Source organism: Pontibacter fetidus (genome assembly GCF_010119545.1).
Taxonomy (GTDB): Bacteria; Bacteroidota; Bacteroidia; order Cytophagales; family Hymenobacteraceae; genus Pontibacter; species Pontibacter fetidus.
In genome coordinates this window covers 62,785-78,943 of the sequence record NZ_JAAEAA010000012.1, presented here as the reverse complement: position 1 = coordinate 78,943, position 16,159 = coordinate 62,785, and the positions used below count along the sequence as shown (strand labels likewise).

The window sequence follows — 16,159 nt, the reverse complement described above, 5'->3', positions numbered from 1 at the left end:
TATGTTACTGAACACAAAAGATATAAAATAGAAAGGCTGCCTGTAGGGGAGGCAGCCTTCTTAATCTATAGTATAGGTAGTTTTAAGCGAATACAGGTTCTTCTACACGTTCCTCGGCTGTTTTTGCAGGTATGGCAGTGTTAGCACATACATGGAACATGATGCGGGCCATCGAAAGTACATAATCTGACATGATGCAATGTTGCTGCTCCATGCCTACTAATACTTTGCTGCTTCCCAGGTTAAATTTGCTTAGCTCCAGTACCTCATCAAAGTTCTGACGCAGCATTTTCAATGCTTTAAAAGAGGGTTCGTTATAGTACATCGGGATAACCTGGCAAACGGCATAACTGCCTTTTGCGCGTTCAGCTTTTAACATCTGGCACAACGACTCGGTGTTTACCTTATCCAGGTCAGAAATAATTACAAAGAAAACGCTTTTGCGGTCAGAACTAGCTTTGCGGGCAGGTACACTACCTACCAGCATGTTACGGCTCACAGAAGAAGTGTGTGTAAAGGCATCATCCTTCAGAATTTTGTTGTGGATTTTAAAAGCCAGTGCACCAGAAGCAATTAGATTAAAGTCTTTGCCTTGAGTTGAAATTTTTGTAAAATGTAACATAAGTAGAGGACTAAGGGGTTTAAGGTTTTGTTTAATTGATTTTGCTGTGATTACTGCAGTTGTAGTGTTGCAGCACTAAACGCATTAGCTTCTGTTCAATAAGGCTTGTAGGTTTGGCGGTATAGGTGGTCCCGGGTTAAGGGTAATATTATGTTGGCATAAAAGTCAGGTTTGTGTCGTAAGTTTTGTATACTACGGACAGTGGTGTAAATATTTTCACTGAATGTTGCTATTGATGGTGAATCACACTGAATTTTGGGTGAATAGCCTAAATAACGGGATATAAATAAAAAGGTTATACCTATATGGTTTTAAAAGTAATAAAATATAGTAAAATAATTACATGTAAGACTTTGCTATAGTAGCTAATGTTTCAACTTTTAATATATAATTTTTAATATATAAAGCAGATGGTATTTAAATGCCGTATAGCCGGTGTTTTAAAAGCATTAGCAAATCCCGGAAATTAGCCGTACCTTTGCACCCGATTTGGAATAAGTCTGATTTACTGGTATAACTGGCAACGCCACAATTGGATAACCTTTATTGTTTTGTTTTAGGATACGTATCATAGGGATAATTAAAAACAGGCTGCTCCAGAGAGTTATATACAGTAATAAAAAATTAGATGAACAAAATCAGATTTGATGAGCTTCCACTTTCCCCGGAAGTTCAGCGAGCGATCGCAGACATGGGCTTCGAAGAGGCCTCCCCAATCCAGACAGAAGCAATTCCGGTAGTTTTAGAAGGTCGCGACATTATTGGCCAGGCACAGACTGGTACCGGTAAAACCGCTGCCTTTGGTATACCAACTATAGAAAGTATAGACGAACGCGATAAAAGCGTACAGGCACTTATACTTTGCCCAACCCGCGAACTGGCCATACAGGTTGCCGGCGAGATTCAGAAACTTATCAAGTATAAGCCAAACATCAGCATCGTGCCAATCTATGGTGGCCAGTCTTACGACCGCCAGTTGCGCGCCCTTAAGCAAGGTGTTCAGATCGTTATAGGTACGCCAGGCCGTGTAATGGACCACATTGAGCGCGGTACGCTTAAGCTGGACAAGATCAAGAAAATTATCCTGGACGAAGCGGACGAGATGCTGGACATGGGTTTCCGTGACGACATCGAGTTTGTGCTTAGCAAAATGCCGGAAGAGCGTCAGACCATCCTGTTCTCAGCTACTATGTCTAAGCCGATTATGGACCTTACCAAGCTTTACCAGAAAGATCCGGTATTAGTGAAAGTGGTGCATAAAGAGCTTACCGTTACTAACATAGACCAGGTATACTTTGAGGTGCGTAACAGCATGAAGCAGGAAGTGCTTTCGCGTGTGCTGGATATGTTTAACATGAAGTCGGTGGTGATCTTCTGCAATACCAAGCGTATGGTGGATGAACTGGTAACAAGCCTGCAAAGCCGCGGTTATTTAGCTGATGCCCTACATGGTGACCTTAACCAGAACCAGCGCTCTAATGTGATGGGCAAGTTCCGTAATGCACAACTTGAGATACTGGTAGCTACTGATGTTGCAGCCCGTGGCCTGGATGTGGAGAACGTGGAAGCCGTATTTAACTACGACCTGCCGCAGGACGAAGAAGCTTATGTGCACCGTATTGGCCGTACAGGCCGTGCAGGTAAATCAGGCAGAGCTTTTTCTTTTGTATCTGGTCGTTCGGATATGTACAAGCTGAAGGATATCATGCGCTATACAAAAGCCAATATTCAGCTACAGCAGGTACCTACTTACGAAGACGTAAACGAGCTGCGCACCAGCATGTTCCTGGATAAAGTGCGTGAAGTACTGGAAAAGGGCAACCTGACCAAGCACATCACAACGATAGAGAAACTGGTTAACGAAGATTATACTTCGCTTGAGGTAGCTGCGGCTTTATTAAAAATGAGCCTGAAAGAAGCTAAGGTGAAAGAGGCTGGTAAAGAAGCTGAAAAGGGCCTTGGTTTCTCTAAAGAAGGTTTTGACAGACTGTTCATCACGATCGGTAAAAAAGACCGCGTTCATCCGAAAGACCTCATCGATTTACTTTCAGCAAATGCTGATATCCCGGCATCTAAAGTAGGCGACATCGACCTGTACGACAAGTTCAGTTTTGTGGAAGTACCAACCGAATACACGGCTAATATACTAGAGAAAGTAGGTCGTATAGAGGTGGATGGCCGCATGGTAGTTGTTGAGAAATCTGACAAAAAAGGCGCTGGCAAAGAAGGCGGTGACCGCGAAGACCGTGGTGGCAGAGGCCGTTTTGGTGGTGGCGACAGAGACCGTGATCGTGGCGACCGTGGTGGTAGCCGATTTGGTGGCCCACGTGGTGGCGGAGACCGCGACCGTGGTGGCGACAGAGGTGGCAGCCGCTTTGGCGGTGGCGACCGTGACAGAGGCGGAGATCGTGGAGGTAGCCGTTTCGGTGGCGACCGCGACAGAGACCGTGGAGGTGAAAGCCGTGGCTTCCGCAGAAAAAGATTTTAATCAATCGTAACTTTCGCCTCTAGCAGGCGTATATATAATCATACAGCTTTAGAAGCCTAAAAACTTCATTAACTGTTAGAATAAGCCGACTTGAAACGTCGGCTTATTTGTTTTATAGGGTTTTTGAAATATTTTTCAGATTATTTTCTGCAAAGTATAACCTTGCTGCAAAGCGCCCCGTAAAAGGAGTATCATAAAAAGGTTGGAAGATTAACTGACTGCTTCTGCAGTTAGATATGAAAAGGGAAACATCAGACGGATGTTTCCCTTTTTGTTTTTATGGCTGTTTATACTTTTACATCCCCATCTATACTTCTTTAGGATAATTGTTATATTAGCTAAATATTATATCTTGTGTGATATAGTTTTAAAGTATAAACTATACTCTATACTCCATTCATAATGCAGATAGTGGGAGTAGGTACTCCTGCTATACTATAGTTGTATGGTATTAAAATTATGAATAAAACTCTCTCAAAATCCTATGTATATTTTGCTCTTCATGGTGATGACTTTGAACCGAATGAAGTCACCAAAGAACTTGGAATAGAACCAACAGACTCATGGAAAAAGGGAGATAAGGGGCAGTATATTGCTAATCAGAAATACGCTTGTTGGAAGTGGTCAACTGAAAAAGGAAAAGAAGCCATATTCATAGACAACCTTGTAGATGAAGTGGTAGAGAAACTGAGAGACAAAGTTGAGATTATCAACAAGCTCAAAGACAAGTACCAGTTATCTTCTGTACTTGAAATTGTGATGTACATTGATGTCAATCCAGAAGTGTCAACGCCAGCTTTAGGACATAACTTGAAAACTATAGAATTTCTTTATCAGACGCAGACTGTTACTGATGTAGATATTTATAGATACGATTCAGCAGAAACAGAAGAATAACAACCATACAACAAAGTATAGCAGTACTGCTGCGGCGATGCCTTGCAATCTGCTATACCAGCACGTTGGGTATAAGCAATAGATGCAAAAACTTGAACCACTACTATATGAAAACATTGACTTTACACTTTTTCTCCTGCTTATATTTCTTTCCTTTTCATGTAAGAAGTTACTTGTCAATCCGAAAGATAAGCTTCCTCCAGCTACACAGGTGGGTAAAAACACCTTTGGTTGTGTGATTAATAAGGAGCCATACATTGCAAGCGAGACAATTTTCGGGCATGTTTCACCTGTGAGGGCGACCTATTATCCATCAGGTAAGGAAACCCAAAAGGAAGCGTATTTAGTCATACAAGGTATAGATGCTCGCTATGATTTACCCATAGCAGGAGATTTAGGTATACAAATGGTTGGGGTGACTGGTGAAGGAACTTACCAGTTAATAAGTCAGAAATGTGAAGAATACTATAAATGTGACCACGTCTTCTATTTTAATAGCGATGATAACACAACTTACGAAGCTACCTCAGGTAAGTTAGTTATTACTAAGTTTGATAAGGTACAGCAAATAATTTCTGGAACATTCGAATTCGAAGCTGCGGCTAGCAATAATAGAAAGGTAAAAGTTACAGCAGGTCGCTTCGATATAAAGTATAGTGTTTACTGAAATCACACTTCGCTAATAGGCTCAAGCTTTACACTAAACATTAACAATCCAACTATAAACTCAGCATGCCGAGATACATTTCAATCTTGCGAGGCATCAATGTGAGCGGCCATCGCATGATCAAGATGAATGCTTTAAAAGAGCTTTGTTCCAGTCTTGGCTTCCAGAATGTACAAACCTACATCCAAAGCGGTAATATCGTTTATCAGCATAAAGAAGGAAGTACAAACGAACTAAGTCATACCCTGAAAACTGCAATTGAACAATCGTTTGGATTTGACGTACCGGTTATCACTTTCACCCTTGATGAGCTAACCAAAATTGTAAATGCAAATCCTTTTCTGAAAGACAGTTCTAACCAGGCTGAATACTTTCATGTAACGTTTTTGTCCGGTAAGCCTGAAGACTCAGCTTTTGAAGAAATAAAAGTTGGTGATTATAAAAATGACAAACTCGAACTTATTGGGGAGGCCATGTATTTATATTGCCCCGATAGCTATAGTAATTCGAAACTGACCAATAGTTTTTTTGAAAAGAAGCTAAAAGTATCGGCTACAACCCGCAACTGGAAAACAACTAATGAGTTACTTCGGATAGCGAACAGCATTACAGTTTAATGGCCCAAAGTAAATCTTTTGATTACATAAATTTTTACCAATAATATCATTAAGCGTTACCCACAAAAAAAGGAGCCTGAGCTCCTTTTGATATTTTAAAGTATAAAGATCTATACTTCGCCTCTTGCTTTATCGCGTAGCGCCCGGATATGGTCGTGAGCGTGTTTTACGTCTGCATACTGTTGCTCCACAATCTGCTTCAGGTTACCTGGCAGGTTGGCCTGGCGGGCTTCTTCAAACGCTTTAACGGCATAATCTTCGCCCCGCTCACATTCTTCCAGTATACGCTTTCTGTCTTTCGAGCTGATGGCCGATTTAATGTCGATCCAGATGCGGTGCACGGTTCCTTCCAGTGAGCTCGACTCGTCATCGGTTTTGCCCATCTTGTGTAACTCGGCCTGTAGCTCTGTGATCATGCTGTCGCGTTGCACGGCATATTTCAGAAACAGTTCCTTCAGGTCTTTGTCTTCCACATCTTCGGCGGCAGTTTTGTAACCTTTAGCGCCATCTTTACACCTTTCTATCAGGTGGTGTACCGTTGCGTATACTTCCTTATTGATTTCCATAGTTTTAAATATTTAGTGACTATATGCGATATTACTCATATCGGGAAAGGAAGGTTACTTTAGTACAACTATAGATGGCTAGCCATTGCTGTACCAGCCAGGTAGCCGGTCGTCCAGGCAGACTGGAAGTTAAAGCCACCGGTAATGCCATCAATATCCAGCACTTCGCCGGCAAAGTATAAGCCAGGGTGTAAGCGGCTTTCCATGGTTTTCATATTCACTTGGGCCAGGTCTATGCCGCCGCAGGTTACAAATTCTTCTTTAAACGTGGTCTTGCCTTTCACATCTACAGCCATCCGCAGCAAAGCCTCAACCAGCTTATTGGTGTTTTTAGCGGGCAGCTCAGCCCAGATTATATCTACCGGAATTTCAGCTATAGTTGCCAGTGCTTTCCAGAGGCGTTGCGGCAGGTTAAAAAGCGGGTTGCTGCTAACTACTTTTTTTGGATGCACCTGCCTGTAGTGCTGCAATTGTTCGCGCAGGCTTTCTTCGGTATAGGTTGGTATCCAGTTAATGAGAGCCGTGAAACTATAGTTTTGGTCATGAAAAATACGGGCGCCCCAGGCCGATAATTTAAGTACCGCCGGACCACTATAGCCCCAGTGCGTAATCAGTAAAGGACCTTCGTATTCCAGTTTCTGGCCGGCAATGCGCACTTTAGCCTGCGGCACCGATATGCCCATCAAATCCTTCAGCGGGTTGCCCGGCACATTAAATGTAAACAACGATGGCACCGGCTCCTGTATCGGGTGGCCCAGTTCGCGCAGCCAGTCGTAGCCTGTCGTTTTAGGGTTACCGCCTGTGCATACCAGCACTTTATCAGCCTTAATTTCGGAACCGTTGCTTAACCTAAGTATGAACTGAGCTGTAGTTGTATCGGTAGTGATGGCTGTTACCCCAACACCGGTTTTTATAGTTACACCTGCTTTACGGGCCTGCTGTAACAGGCAATCAGCTATCGTTTGCGACGAGTCTGTAACCGGGAACATGCGGCCATCGGCCTCAGTCTTCAGCTTAACGCCGCGCTGCTCAAACCACGTCACAGTTTCTCGGGCACCAAATGCTTTAAAAGCCTCTTTCAGGTGTTTGGCTCCACGAGGGTAATGCTGTGCCAATGGCCCGGGCAAAAAACAGTTATGGGTTACATTACAACGGCCGCCACCCGATACCAATACTTTAGCCAGCAATTTGCTTGTCTTTTCTAACAGTATAACTTCTGCAGTAGGGTTAGCTTCCGCACAGGTAATCGCACCAAAAAAACCAGCTGCCCCGCCGCCAATTACTACAATTCTAGATCTCATTGTTAGTTGTTAGTAGTTGATTGTAGTTCAGGTTGACAGATTTTAACAATCAGCAAGCAATAACCAGAAATCAGACACAAAGATACTAAAAGAACTGTATGGGGTTTGGGTGATGAAACAGGTAAGGCAGGTCTTCTTTCAGTTTCTGGTTGCTGATAAGCTTAAAGTTGGTTTTATCCATTACCTGGAAAGTGGGCGGTTCCAGGCCCAGGGCCAGCGCAGCGGCCGGGTAAAAATCTTTCCGCATGGGATGTTCATCGGCACAGGCATTGTACACCTGGCCCCATTTTTCCTGTTCTATAATGCGGGTAAGTATAGCGATGCAGTCTTCCCGGTGGATGAGGTTAACCGGGGCATCGCCGTTGGCTACACCTGTTTTGCCAGCCATAAACCGGCCCGGGCTGCGGTCTTCGCCTACCAAGCCGGCAAACCGAACTATAGTTGTCAGCCATTCTTCCCGCTCCCTGAATAGGTTTTCGGCCTGCAGCAAGGTATAGCCGGGGTCAGTTGGTTTGGTTAGGGCTGTATCTTCTTCAGTTACCATGCGGTTCAGGTCGTTGTAAACGGAGGTAGATGATGCGAACAGTACCTTTTTAACCGGGGCATCGAGCAGGGCTTTCAGTAGTAGCTGTAGTTGCTGCAGGTAACCAGCCCCATTGTCAGCGCGCAGCCTTGGCGGGATGTTAAGCACCAGGCAGTCAGCTTCTAAAAAATCAGCAAGTACAGCTTCATCTACTTGGCCCGGTTGCAGATCGATAAGAGAAGGAATGATGCCTTTCTGGGCCAACAGGTCGAGCTTGGCAGGGGAGGTGGTAGAACCTTTCACGGTTTTGCCTGCTTTAACCAATGCTTCGGCCAGCGGTAGTCCTAACCAACCACAACCTAATATACTAATGTCAGCCTTCGGGCTCATGCGTTGTTTTTATAGTTTATAACAAAAGTACCAGCATCCTGTTACAGCTTCCGGAAGCTATAGTTGCCGGGCAATGTAATATGAAAGCAAATTAACACATAAATGCTGTATGATGTTATAGTTATTGGCTCGGGCTTTGGCTCGCTTACCGCTGCTGCCTTGCTATGCAAGCATGGGTTAAACGTTTGTATACTGGAGCAGGCTAAATACCCGGGCGGCTGTGCTACCTCGTACAAACGCAAAGGCTATTGGTTCGAAACAGGTGCTACTACACTGGTTGGCTTAGACGAATATATGCCGCTACGTTATTTGCTTGATGAAACCGGTATCCGAATTCCTGGCCTCCGTAAACTGGAAGTACCCTTGCAGGTACATTTGCCAAATGGATCTATAGTTACCCGCTACCAGGACCTGAACCAGTGGATAAGCGAAGCGGAGCGTGTATTTGGCAACTATAACCAGCGTGCATTCTGGGAGCATTGTTATAAGGTAAGCAAGAAGGTCTGGCAGGTATCGTTGCGGCAGCGCAGTTTCCCCTTCTCTACTGTCAGCGATCTTTGGCAGGCGGCCAGGGCATTCCGGCCGGGGCAGGCAGCATTATTACCTGCCGCATTTCAAACGATAGAAGACCTGTTAAGGCACTATAACCTGCAGCACAATAAGCTGTTTGTGGATTTTGTGAATGAACAGTTGCTGATAACGGCCCAGAATTATATGGGAGAAGTAAATGTGCTATTCGGAGCCACGGCTTTATGCTACACCCTTTACAGCAACTATTATATAGATGGCGGATTGATAAACTTGGTGCAGCCGGTGGTTGATTTTTGCAAAGCCAAAGGTGCAACCATACACTATGGCCAGGAAGTAACAGGTATTATACCTACTACCAGCGGCTACAGGGTTACAACTACTAAAACTAACTATAGTTCGCGCTTTATCATTAGCGGCATACCTTTAAACAACACCATGGCGCTTTATAACGATGAAAAGGTGCGTAGCCGCCTGCAGCGATACATCCTGCCATCGGAGAAACTGAACGGGGCTTTTACTATGAGTCTGGTCTTAAAAAAGCATGAAAACAGAGAAGTGCTCCATCATCAGGTACATATACCTGGCGGGTTGCCGGTTACGGGTAGCAAAAGCATTTTTATCAGTTTCAGTCACGCTTCGGATAACGAGCGTTCGCCGGAAGGTGAGGAGGTAGCCAGCCTCAGTACACATCTACCAAACCCCGGAAATACTTATGTCGATAATAAACACCTTATAGAAAAGGCTATACTAAACAGACTGGCGGAGGAAGGGCTTGTGCTGCCACAGGATATCATCAGTTATCAGTCTGCCACGCCGGGCGCCTGGACTTTCTGGACTAAAAGAGCATTTGGGGCCGTTGGCGGATATCCGCAGTATAAAAGCCTGAAACCCTGGCAAATGAAAGATGCCCGCCTCGACCATAAAGGTGCTTATGTTTGCGGCGATACCGTTTACCCCGGCCAGGGAATTGTAGGTGTATGCTTAAGCGGCATTATAACTACTCAAAAACTTCTCCGGGACCATTTCTAAAGCTTTTTAAGCCTTCCATTACTATTTTGCGAGAAGAGCATTATAGTATAGTTAGTGATATAATATTCTTGCACATTTCAAGAAGGCCTAAGCAGAAAATACCAGTTTTGTAATATTGGTGTTGTAACACAATTGTGTTGGAAGAGGTCAATGTTAAAACATGTGTTTGTGCTTGAGGATCAGGTAACTATAGTCAGTTAAACTATAGGGGTAGGGGCGTAGCACAATTAAAAGAAGTTTCTCAAATATTTAGAAAATTTAATATTAAAGTAGGTTACAATTCATACGTAACTGCCATCTTTAAATATTAATCAACCTAAATATTTAAATGAAAAAATCTTTACACCGCGTATTGTATCTCGCCTTAGCGGGCCTGATGCTTGTGTCCTGCTCAAAGGACGATGTGCAACCAGATTCGAATATCAGAGACCTGGGCACGATTGCAAAAGTAGTCAACGCTACTGCTACCAAAGATAATAACATGGCAATGGGTAACCCGAGCGGTGCCGGAACCAGTTATTCTAATTACCTCATTAACAAAGCCCAGTATTCGATGTCGTATAACAGCTACAGAGGTACACCAAACTGGGTTAGCTGGCACTTGAGCAGTGCCTGGGTAGGCAGCACACCACGCCAGGACGATTTCCGTGCTGACAACTCGTTACCTACTGCTTTTTACCGCGTAACTCCCGCTGACTACACCGGCAGCGGCTTCGATCGCGGACATAATTGCCCGTCAGCTGACAGAACTCTGACCGTTACTGATAACTCGGCCACGTTCCTGATGAGCAACATGATTCCGCAGGCTCCTACCAACAACCAGCAAACCTGGGCCAACCTCGAAAATTACTGCCGTACCCTTATTAACCAGGGCAACGAACTATACATTATTATGGGGCAGTATGGCATTGGCGGTACCGGTAGTGCTGGTTATAAAGAAACATTGGCAGGCGGTAAAGTTACGGTACCTAACCGCATTTGGAAGGTTATAGTTGTGTTGCCGAACGGCACCGGCGATGCGGCCCGCGTAACCACCAGCACGCGCGTAATTGCCATCGATACGCCTAACTCCACATCTATCAGCAGCAGTTGGGGAACTTACCGCACTACTGTAGATGCGATCGAAGCAAAAATGGGCTACAACCTGCTTTCAAATGTATCCTCTACAGTACAGACAACTATAGAAGCGCGTGTGGATACAGGCCCGACACAATAATTACAGATCCAGTTACAAGCAAAACAGCCCGGTTACCTATAGTTGCCGGGCTGTTTTCTTTTCAGGTCTCTACCACTACTGTTCTTAAGCCGGCAATGTCGCCATCCGGGGTTTTGCCTAGAATATAAGCGGTTATACTTATCTCGTCGGCTTTATACACTTTCACATCCTGTAGCAATGCTTCCAGTTTTTGCTGCAGTTGGGTAAAGCGGTCTGCCTGTTGCTTTCGTTCCGGGCCGTCTTCGGGATATACCCGCGTCATGTTCCTGAAAAAGTAGGTCAGTTCTTCTGTTTTTATCTCAGAGCCACTCGATTTGCCAGCCAACGATGCTACTGTATCCTTATTCAGGGGCAGGTTTTGTGTGTTCTCGAAGTAATAGAACTCAAAAGGGCTGTCGGTTTCACTCAGCATGAGCAGGCCATCGTAAAATGGCTTCAATTCATTTTCTAATTCTTCTTTGTTCATAGTTTAAGTGTAGATTTCAAAAAGTCATACATTTTCAGCAATTACCAGTAAGGTTACTTATATTTAACAAGCACCTTAGGTGCAGCTATTATACGAAGCTTCTAAAACTTAAACCAAAATAAATGATGAAGGCAGAACCAATGCTGAAAGATGGTGCCCTGCAAGGCAAGACCATGATCGTAACCGGTGGCGGCACCGGACTTGGCCGCTCTATGGTTAAATATTTTCTGGAACTTGGCGCAAACGTAGTGATCTGTAGCCGCAAACTGGATGTATTGGAGAAAACTGCCAACGAACTGATGCAGGAAACCGGCGGACACGTGTTGCCTATAGCCTGCGATGTGCGCAAGTATAACGAGATTGAAGCCATGCTGCAGGCTACCCTGGATAAGTTTGGTAAAGTAGATGTGCTGTTAAACAACGCGGCCGGCAACTTTGTAAGCCCCACCGAGCGCCTGAGTCATAAAGCCTTTGATGTAATAACCGACATTGTATTGAAAGGAAGCTATAACTGTACACTGGCCCTGGGTAAGCACTGGATAGAGCAAAAGCAACCGGCAACTATACTTAACATTGTCACGACCTACGCCTGGACAGGCTCTGGCTATGTGGTGCCCTCGGCGTGTGCCAAAGCCGGCGTGCTGGCCATGACGCGCTCGCTGGCATCGGAGTGGGCAAAGTACGGCATCCGCTCCAATGCTATTGCCCCGGGTCCGTTCCCAACCGAAGGTGCCTGGACACGCCTGTTCCCGAAACAACTTGCCGATAAACTAGACCCGGTAAAGCGCATACCGGTTGGCCGTTTCGGTGAGCACCAGGAGCTGGCAAACTTAGCCGCCTACCTTGTTTCTGATTATGCGGCTTTTGTGAATGGCGAAGTGGTAACGATAGATGGCGGCGAGTGGCTATATGGAGCCGGCGAATTTAATGCGTTTGATTTGATACCTCAGGAAATGTGGGACGCTATGGAAAAGCAGATGCGCGGCAAAGGGCAATAAGCACCCAGCTATAGTTTGCTTATGGTAACAGAAAAGCAGCGGCACGCAACCGCTGCTTTTGTTTTTTCAAGGGCTATAGTTCTATAGTGTTTATTCTTTGCTATAGTCAAGTATACAGGTACTCAGACATTCTCATTTAGCAGTGCATTAACCTGTGGCTGTGGGTGTGTTTTTGAACCTGTTACTGGTACTGATACGGATAAGGGCTTTGCCAGGTCGCGGTAGCCGGTTAAGCTATGGAAGAGTGCCGGAGCATACTGCCTTACCACCCGCGACACAAGTATAGCCAGCAAAATAGTAAGTATAGGCGCCAGCAAATATACCAGCAGCACCGTGGCCTGTTGCTGCACCGGTATAAACAGGAGCAGTCCTTTTTTTATGAAAGACAACAACGGCTCATGAAAGGTATAGATAAAGAACGGAGATACCGAAGTGGTAAGCCATTTCCTGCTGTCGAAACCTGTTGCATCAATGTAGCTGCTTACGGTAAGCCAGATAGCAAAAATACCTACCAGTATGGCCAGTTTGTGCAACAACATCAGCAGCATCGTGTTGGGGTAATTTATGAAATTGAGCTGCGTTCTGAAAAGTACCATTCCAAGCCAGTTTACCAGCGGTATCTGGAAAGGTATTTTGGTAAGTTTTACGTTCAGGCTTTCGGGCAGCTTTGCCAGGTAACAGCCTACCGCAAAAAAGAACAACGAACCAGATGTAAAGATAATGAAGTCAAGATCCAGCACCCAGCAAATCAGCAGTGGTACTAAAAACAGCAATTTCAGGTATCGCACCAGCAACCATACTACCGGGCATAACAGCACGAGCATCATCAGGTCTCTCATAAACCATAGTTGGTAAGGAATGGGCTCTATAAACAAGGTTATAACCCACTGTCTGAACGACATATCGCTTATAATATGGTGTGTAAAATGAGGCTTCAGAAATGGTATGAGCTGTAGTACAAAGTATAAAACAATGCCGTAAACCGACCAGAGCAGGAAAGGGATAAGCATGGTTTGGATGCGTTTGCGGTACTTGTAGGTTATTACAGCTGTTGTTAGCTTAAAGCGCGCAAACAGCAGAAAACCTGAGATAATAAAGAACAACGGGGAGGCAACCCGAGCTACCCCCTGAGAAATAAAGTCCTGGAAAAAGCTGTTGTAGTTTTTATGCATGGCCATTGCACCGGCATACCCGTTCAGGTCAAAAGTATAGGCATGCACAAACACCACCATAATCATGGCAATCAGTGATAACAACCTGAGTTTAAGTTTAAGCCATTCGTCTGAGATCACACTTCGCAGTTTAAAAGTTGATAGGAATAAAAGGAGAAAATATAAGGATTTGCTTATATACGAAAAGCTTCTATGAAGGATATGAATTTTATTGACAAAGTCGCTTTACCTGTTATAGTTTGCTTTTTATTTCCAACAACTATAGCTTTTCAATAAACCTATCGTTTCGGTAAAGGGCTTTTGCAGTGCAGCGTGGTTTGTAAATATTCGGGTAGGGGCACTCAGAACCGTACAGACGTCGTATCTTTGCGCGTATACATCAATAAACCAGAACGTAAACATGTCATTTTCTGCGCTCGGCCTCTCTCCATCGCTACTTAAAGCTGTAAAAGAACAAGGCTATACTTCGGCTTATCCTATTCAGCAGCAAGCTATACCTGTTGTTTTGCAGGGGAAGGATGTATTGGGTATTGCGCAGACCGGGTCTGGTAAAACGGCTGGTTTTGCCTTGCCTATATTGCAGTTACTGGAGAAGAAAGCTGAAACTAAAAACCGGTTTGTAAAAGTGCTGGTGCTGGTGCCTACCCGCGAACTGGCAGTGCAGGTAGAAGAAACCTTTTATAACCTGAGCATCCATCTACCACAAAAAGTAAAATCGTTGGCTGTGTATGGCGGCGTTTCTATTAACCCGCAAATGATGAAGCTGCGCGGAACCGATGTGCTGATTGCCACACCCGGCCGTTTGCTTGACCTGGTAGGGCAAAATGCGGTAAAGTTATCGGGAGTGGAGGTACTGGTTTTGGATGAGGCTGATAAAATGCTGAACCTGGGCTTTAAGGAAGAGATGGACCGTATTTTTGACTTACTGCCAGCCCGACGACAGAACCTGCTGTTTTCGGCTACGCTGGTCGGCGACGTAGAAACTATAGTTGCCACTCAGCTACATAATCCTGTAACTATAAAAGTAGAAACCGAAACGAGTGTCCCCGATCTGATTGACCAGGTGGCGTACCAAGTTGCAGCCGAAAAGAAAGGACCTTTTCTGCGCTACCTCATCAACCACGAAAACATGCAGCAGGTACTTGTCTTTGCTTCCTCTATCCGGACGGCAGATAATATTGTGGGCAAGCTGAAGAAAAACGGTATTGAGGCCGCTGCCCTGCATGGCGACAAAAGCCAGGGAGCCCGCACCGAAGCTTTAAAACAGTTTAAGGCCGGTAAAGTACGCGTACTGGTGGCTACCGACCTTGCCTCGCGCGGCATCGATATCAAGTTTCTGCCTTATGTTATAAACTATGAATTGCCACGCTCCCCAAAAGATTACGTACACCGTATTGGCCGCACCGGTCGCGCCGAAGCATCCGGAAAAGCCATTTCTTTAATTACACCCGAAGACGCGCATCACTTCAAGATCATCCAGAAAAAAATGGGTAAGCAGGTAACTAAACTCCCGACAGATGAACTTGATTTGCAGGGGATGTAAGTTTAAGTAAGCTTTGATATAGTTATTTGCTTGATACAAAGGTTTTTACATCGGAAGCAAAGCGCTGGGGTTCTTCTATATCGGGGAAGTGGGCGCTGTTATGGTACAAGTTAAGGCTGCTGTTTGGTAATACCTGTTTCAGGGCAAGACCGGTGTGTAGCCCGCCGTTTTTATCGTAAATACCGCTTATCAGTAAAGTTGGCGTCTGTAACCCGTTAGCCTTTTGTACTAGGTCGGCTTTGTTGTGCTGGATGTATACTTTCGCCATGAGGCCGGTGTTCTTTAGTTTGCTTTCCTGCCATAGTTGCCTGTTTAGGCGGGCTTTCTCCTGGCTCACAAACAGAAATTTATCTACTATAGCAGTATTTGCCAGGTTCCAGACGTTGCCATACTTTACCTGCAAGGTAGTGGTGTCCTTTAGTACCTTTTCGATACCTGACCTGAGTGAGCTGTCGCCGATAGCGTAGAAGCCCTGTATCTGTACCAGCATATTTGCCGGCGATAACTCAGCAGGGGAGGACAGAATTAGTTTTTCGGTATGGGTGGGGTGGGCAATTGCATAGCGCAGCGAAAGCTCAGCACCAAAAGAGTAACCCAGCAGGGATATTTTCTCAGTGCCCAGCGAGTCTCTCAACGCATCCAGGTCGCTGATCAGGGTTTGCATGGCATAGTCAGTGGGGTCTTGCGGGGCATCGCTGCGGCCGCAACCGCGCTGTTCGTAGTAAACTATAGTTGCAGCTTTTTCAAGCTCCGGTCCGGCTGTTCGCTCAAAGGTATAGTTGTTGCCACCCGGGCCGCCATGCACAATTACAAGTGGGGTGGTGTGGTGCTCGCTTCCGGCTATTTTAACCCAATGCCTTACGCCGTTTAAAGTATAGTAGTGCTCACCGTCCTGTAATTTGGCAGTATTAGCTTTTACAGTACTTTTACTTTGTGGCTTTGTACAAGCCAGCAGCACTAAAAGAATCAGGAAACTATAGACATATTTCATGGGGAGGTGTTTCACTAAGGTTTGATCTTGTATAGCATTTTACGAATATAAATATAAACTATAGATTTTCTTTTATCCTAGTAGATTTAAATACTGTACAAAAAAAGCCCCACCTATACTTTAGGCGGGGCTTTTAGTAACT

The 16,159-nt window shown here is 45.0% G+C and carries 15 protein-coding genes; 8 read left to right on the top strand and 7 right to left on the bottom strand.

The window, feature by feature from the left end; genetic code table 11:
* Positions 1-82 precede the first annotated feature (82 nt).
* Positions 83-622: a hypothetical protein gene (locus GWO68_RS10660; protein ID WP_162346434.1), complete on the bottom strand. Its 540-nt coding sequence runs from the start codon at positions 620-622 to the stop codon at positions 83-85.
* A 628-nt stretch (positions 623-1,250) separates the two neighbouring features.
* On the opposite strand from GWO68_RS10660, the gene GWO68_RS10655 reads away from it, so the two are divergent.
* From GWO68_RS10655 to GWO68_RS10640, 4 genes are all read left to right on the top strand, one after another.
* Positions 1,251-3,110 (top strand): DEAD/DEAH box helicase, encoded by a 1,860-nt coding sequence (locus GWO68_RS10655; RefSeq protein ID WP_162346433.1) that lies wholly within the window; start codon positions 1,251-1,253, stop codon positions 3,108-3,110.
* A 459-nt stretch (positions 3,111-3,569) separates the two neighbouring features.
* Positions 3,570-4,007 (top strand): DUF4279 domain-containing protein, encoded by a 438-nt coding sequence (locus GWO68_RS10650; protein ID WP_162346432.1) that lies wholly within the window; start codon positions 3,570-3,572, stop codon positions 4,005-4,007.
* Positions 4,008-4,089: 82 nt separating this feature from the next.
* On the top strand, positions 4,090-4,674 hold the full coding sequence (locus GWO68_RS10645; RefSeq protein ID WP_162346431.1) for a DUF6252 family protein: 585 nt from the start codon (positions 4,090-4,092) through the stop codon (positions 4,672-4,674).
* Between the two features lie 65 nt (positions 4,675-4,739).
* Positions 4,740-5,291: a DUF1697 domain-containing protein gene (locus GWO68_RS10640; protein WP_162346430.1), complete on the top strand. Its 552-nt coding sequence runs from the start codon at positions 4,740-4,742 to the stop codon at positions 5,289-5,291.
* Positions 5,292-5,401: 110 nt separating this feature from the next.
* Here the strand turns inward: GWO68_RS10640 and GWO68_RS10635 are convergent, their stop codons facing one another.
* From GWO68_RS10635 to GWO68_RS10625, 3 genes are all read right to left on the bottom strand, one after another.
* Positions 5,402-5,857, bottom strand: a complete 456-nt coding sequence (locus tag GWO68_RS10635; RefSeq protein ID WP_162346429.1) for a ferritin-like domain-containing protein — start codon at positions 5,855-5,857, stop codon at positions 5,402-5,404.
* Positions 5,858-5,925: 68 nt separating this feature from the next.
* Complete coding sequence (locus GWO68_RS10630; protein ID WP_162346428.1) at positions 5,926-7,158, bottom strand: BaiN/RdsA family NAD(P)/FAD-dependent oxidoreductase; 1,233 nt, start codon at positions 7,156-7,158, stop codon at positions 5,926-5,928.
* 85 nt (positions 7,159-7,243) lie between these two features.
* Positions 7,244-8,071: an SDR family oxidoreductase gene (locus GWO68_RS10625; protein WP_162346427.1), complete on the bottom strand. Its 828-nt coding sequence runs from the start codon at positions 8,069-8,071 to the stop codon at positions 7,244-7,246.
* Between the two features lie 102 nt (positions 8,072-8,173).
* Here GWO68_RS10625 and GWO68_RS10620 point away from each other — a divergent pair, with 102 nt between their 5' ends.
* A complete protein-coding gene (locus tag GWO68_RS10620; protein ID WP_162346426.1) occupies positions 8,174-9,631 on the top strand; it encodes a phytoene desaturase family protein in 1,458 nt (485 codons plus the stop codon).
* A gap of 328 nt (positions 9,632-9,959) precedes the next feature.
* Positions 9,960-10,847: a DNA/RNA non-specific endonuclease gene (locus GWO68_RS10615; protein ID WP_162346425.1), complete on the top strand. Its 888-nt coding sequence runs from the start codon at positions 9,960-9,962 to the stop codon at positions 10,845-10,847.
* Positions 10,848-10,908: 61 nt separating this feature from the next.
* Here GWO68_RS10615 and GWO68_RS10610 read toward each other — a convergent pair whose 3' ends face one another.
* A complete protein-coding gene (locus GWO68_RS10610; RefSeq protein WP_162346424.1) occupies positions 10,909-11,313 on the bottom strand; it encodes a nuclease A inhibitor family protein in 405 nt (134 codons plus the stop codon).
* A gap of 122 nt (positions 11,314-11,435) precedes the next feature.
* Between GWO68_RS10610 and GWO68_RS10605 the strand changes: the two genes are divergently transcribed.
* Positions 11,436-12,311: an SDR family oxidoreductase gene (locus tag GWO68_RS10605; RefSeq protein ID WP_202923725.1), complete on the top strand. Its 876-nt coding sequence runs from the start codon at positions 11,436-11,438 to the stop codon at positions 12,309-12,311.
* A 122-nt stretch (positions 12,312-12,433) separates the two neighbouring features.
* Here the strand turns inward: GWO68_RS10605 and GWO68_RS10600 are convergent, their stop codons facing one another.
* Complete coding sequence (locus GWO68_RS10600; RefSeq protein WP_162346423.1) at positions 12,434-13,603, bottom strand: acyltransferase family protein; 1,170 nt, start codon at positions 13,601-13,603, stop codon at positions 12,434-12,436.
* A 280-nt stretch (positions 13,604-13,883) separates the two neighbouring features.
* Between GWO68_RS10600 and GWO68_RS10595 the strand changes: the two genes are divergently transcribed.
* Positions 13,884-15,026, top strand: a complete 1,143-nt coding sequence (locus GWO68_RS10595; protein ID WP_162346422.1) for a DEAD/DEAH box helicase — start codon at positions 13,884-13,886, stop codon at positions 15,024-15,026.
* Between the two features lie 22 nt (positions 15,027-15,048).
* Here the strand turns inward: GWO68_RS10595 and GWO68_RS10590 are convergent, their stop codons facing one another.
* Positions 15,049-16,032: an alpha/beta fold hydrolase gene (locus GWO68_RS10590; protein WP_317164514.1), complete on the bottom strand. Its 984-nt coding sequence runs from the start codon at positions 16,030-16,032 to the stop codon at positions 15,049-15,051.
* Between the last annotated feature and the right edge of the window lie 127 nt (positions 16,033-16,159).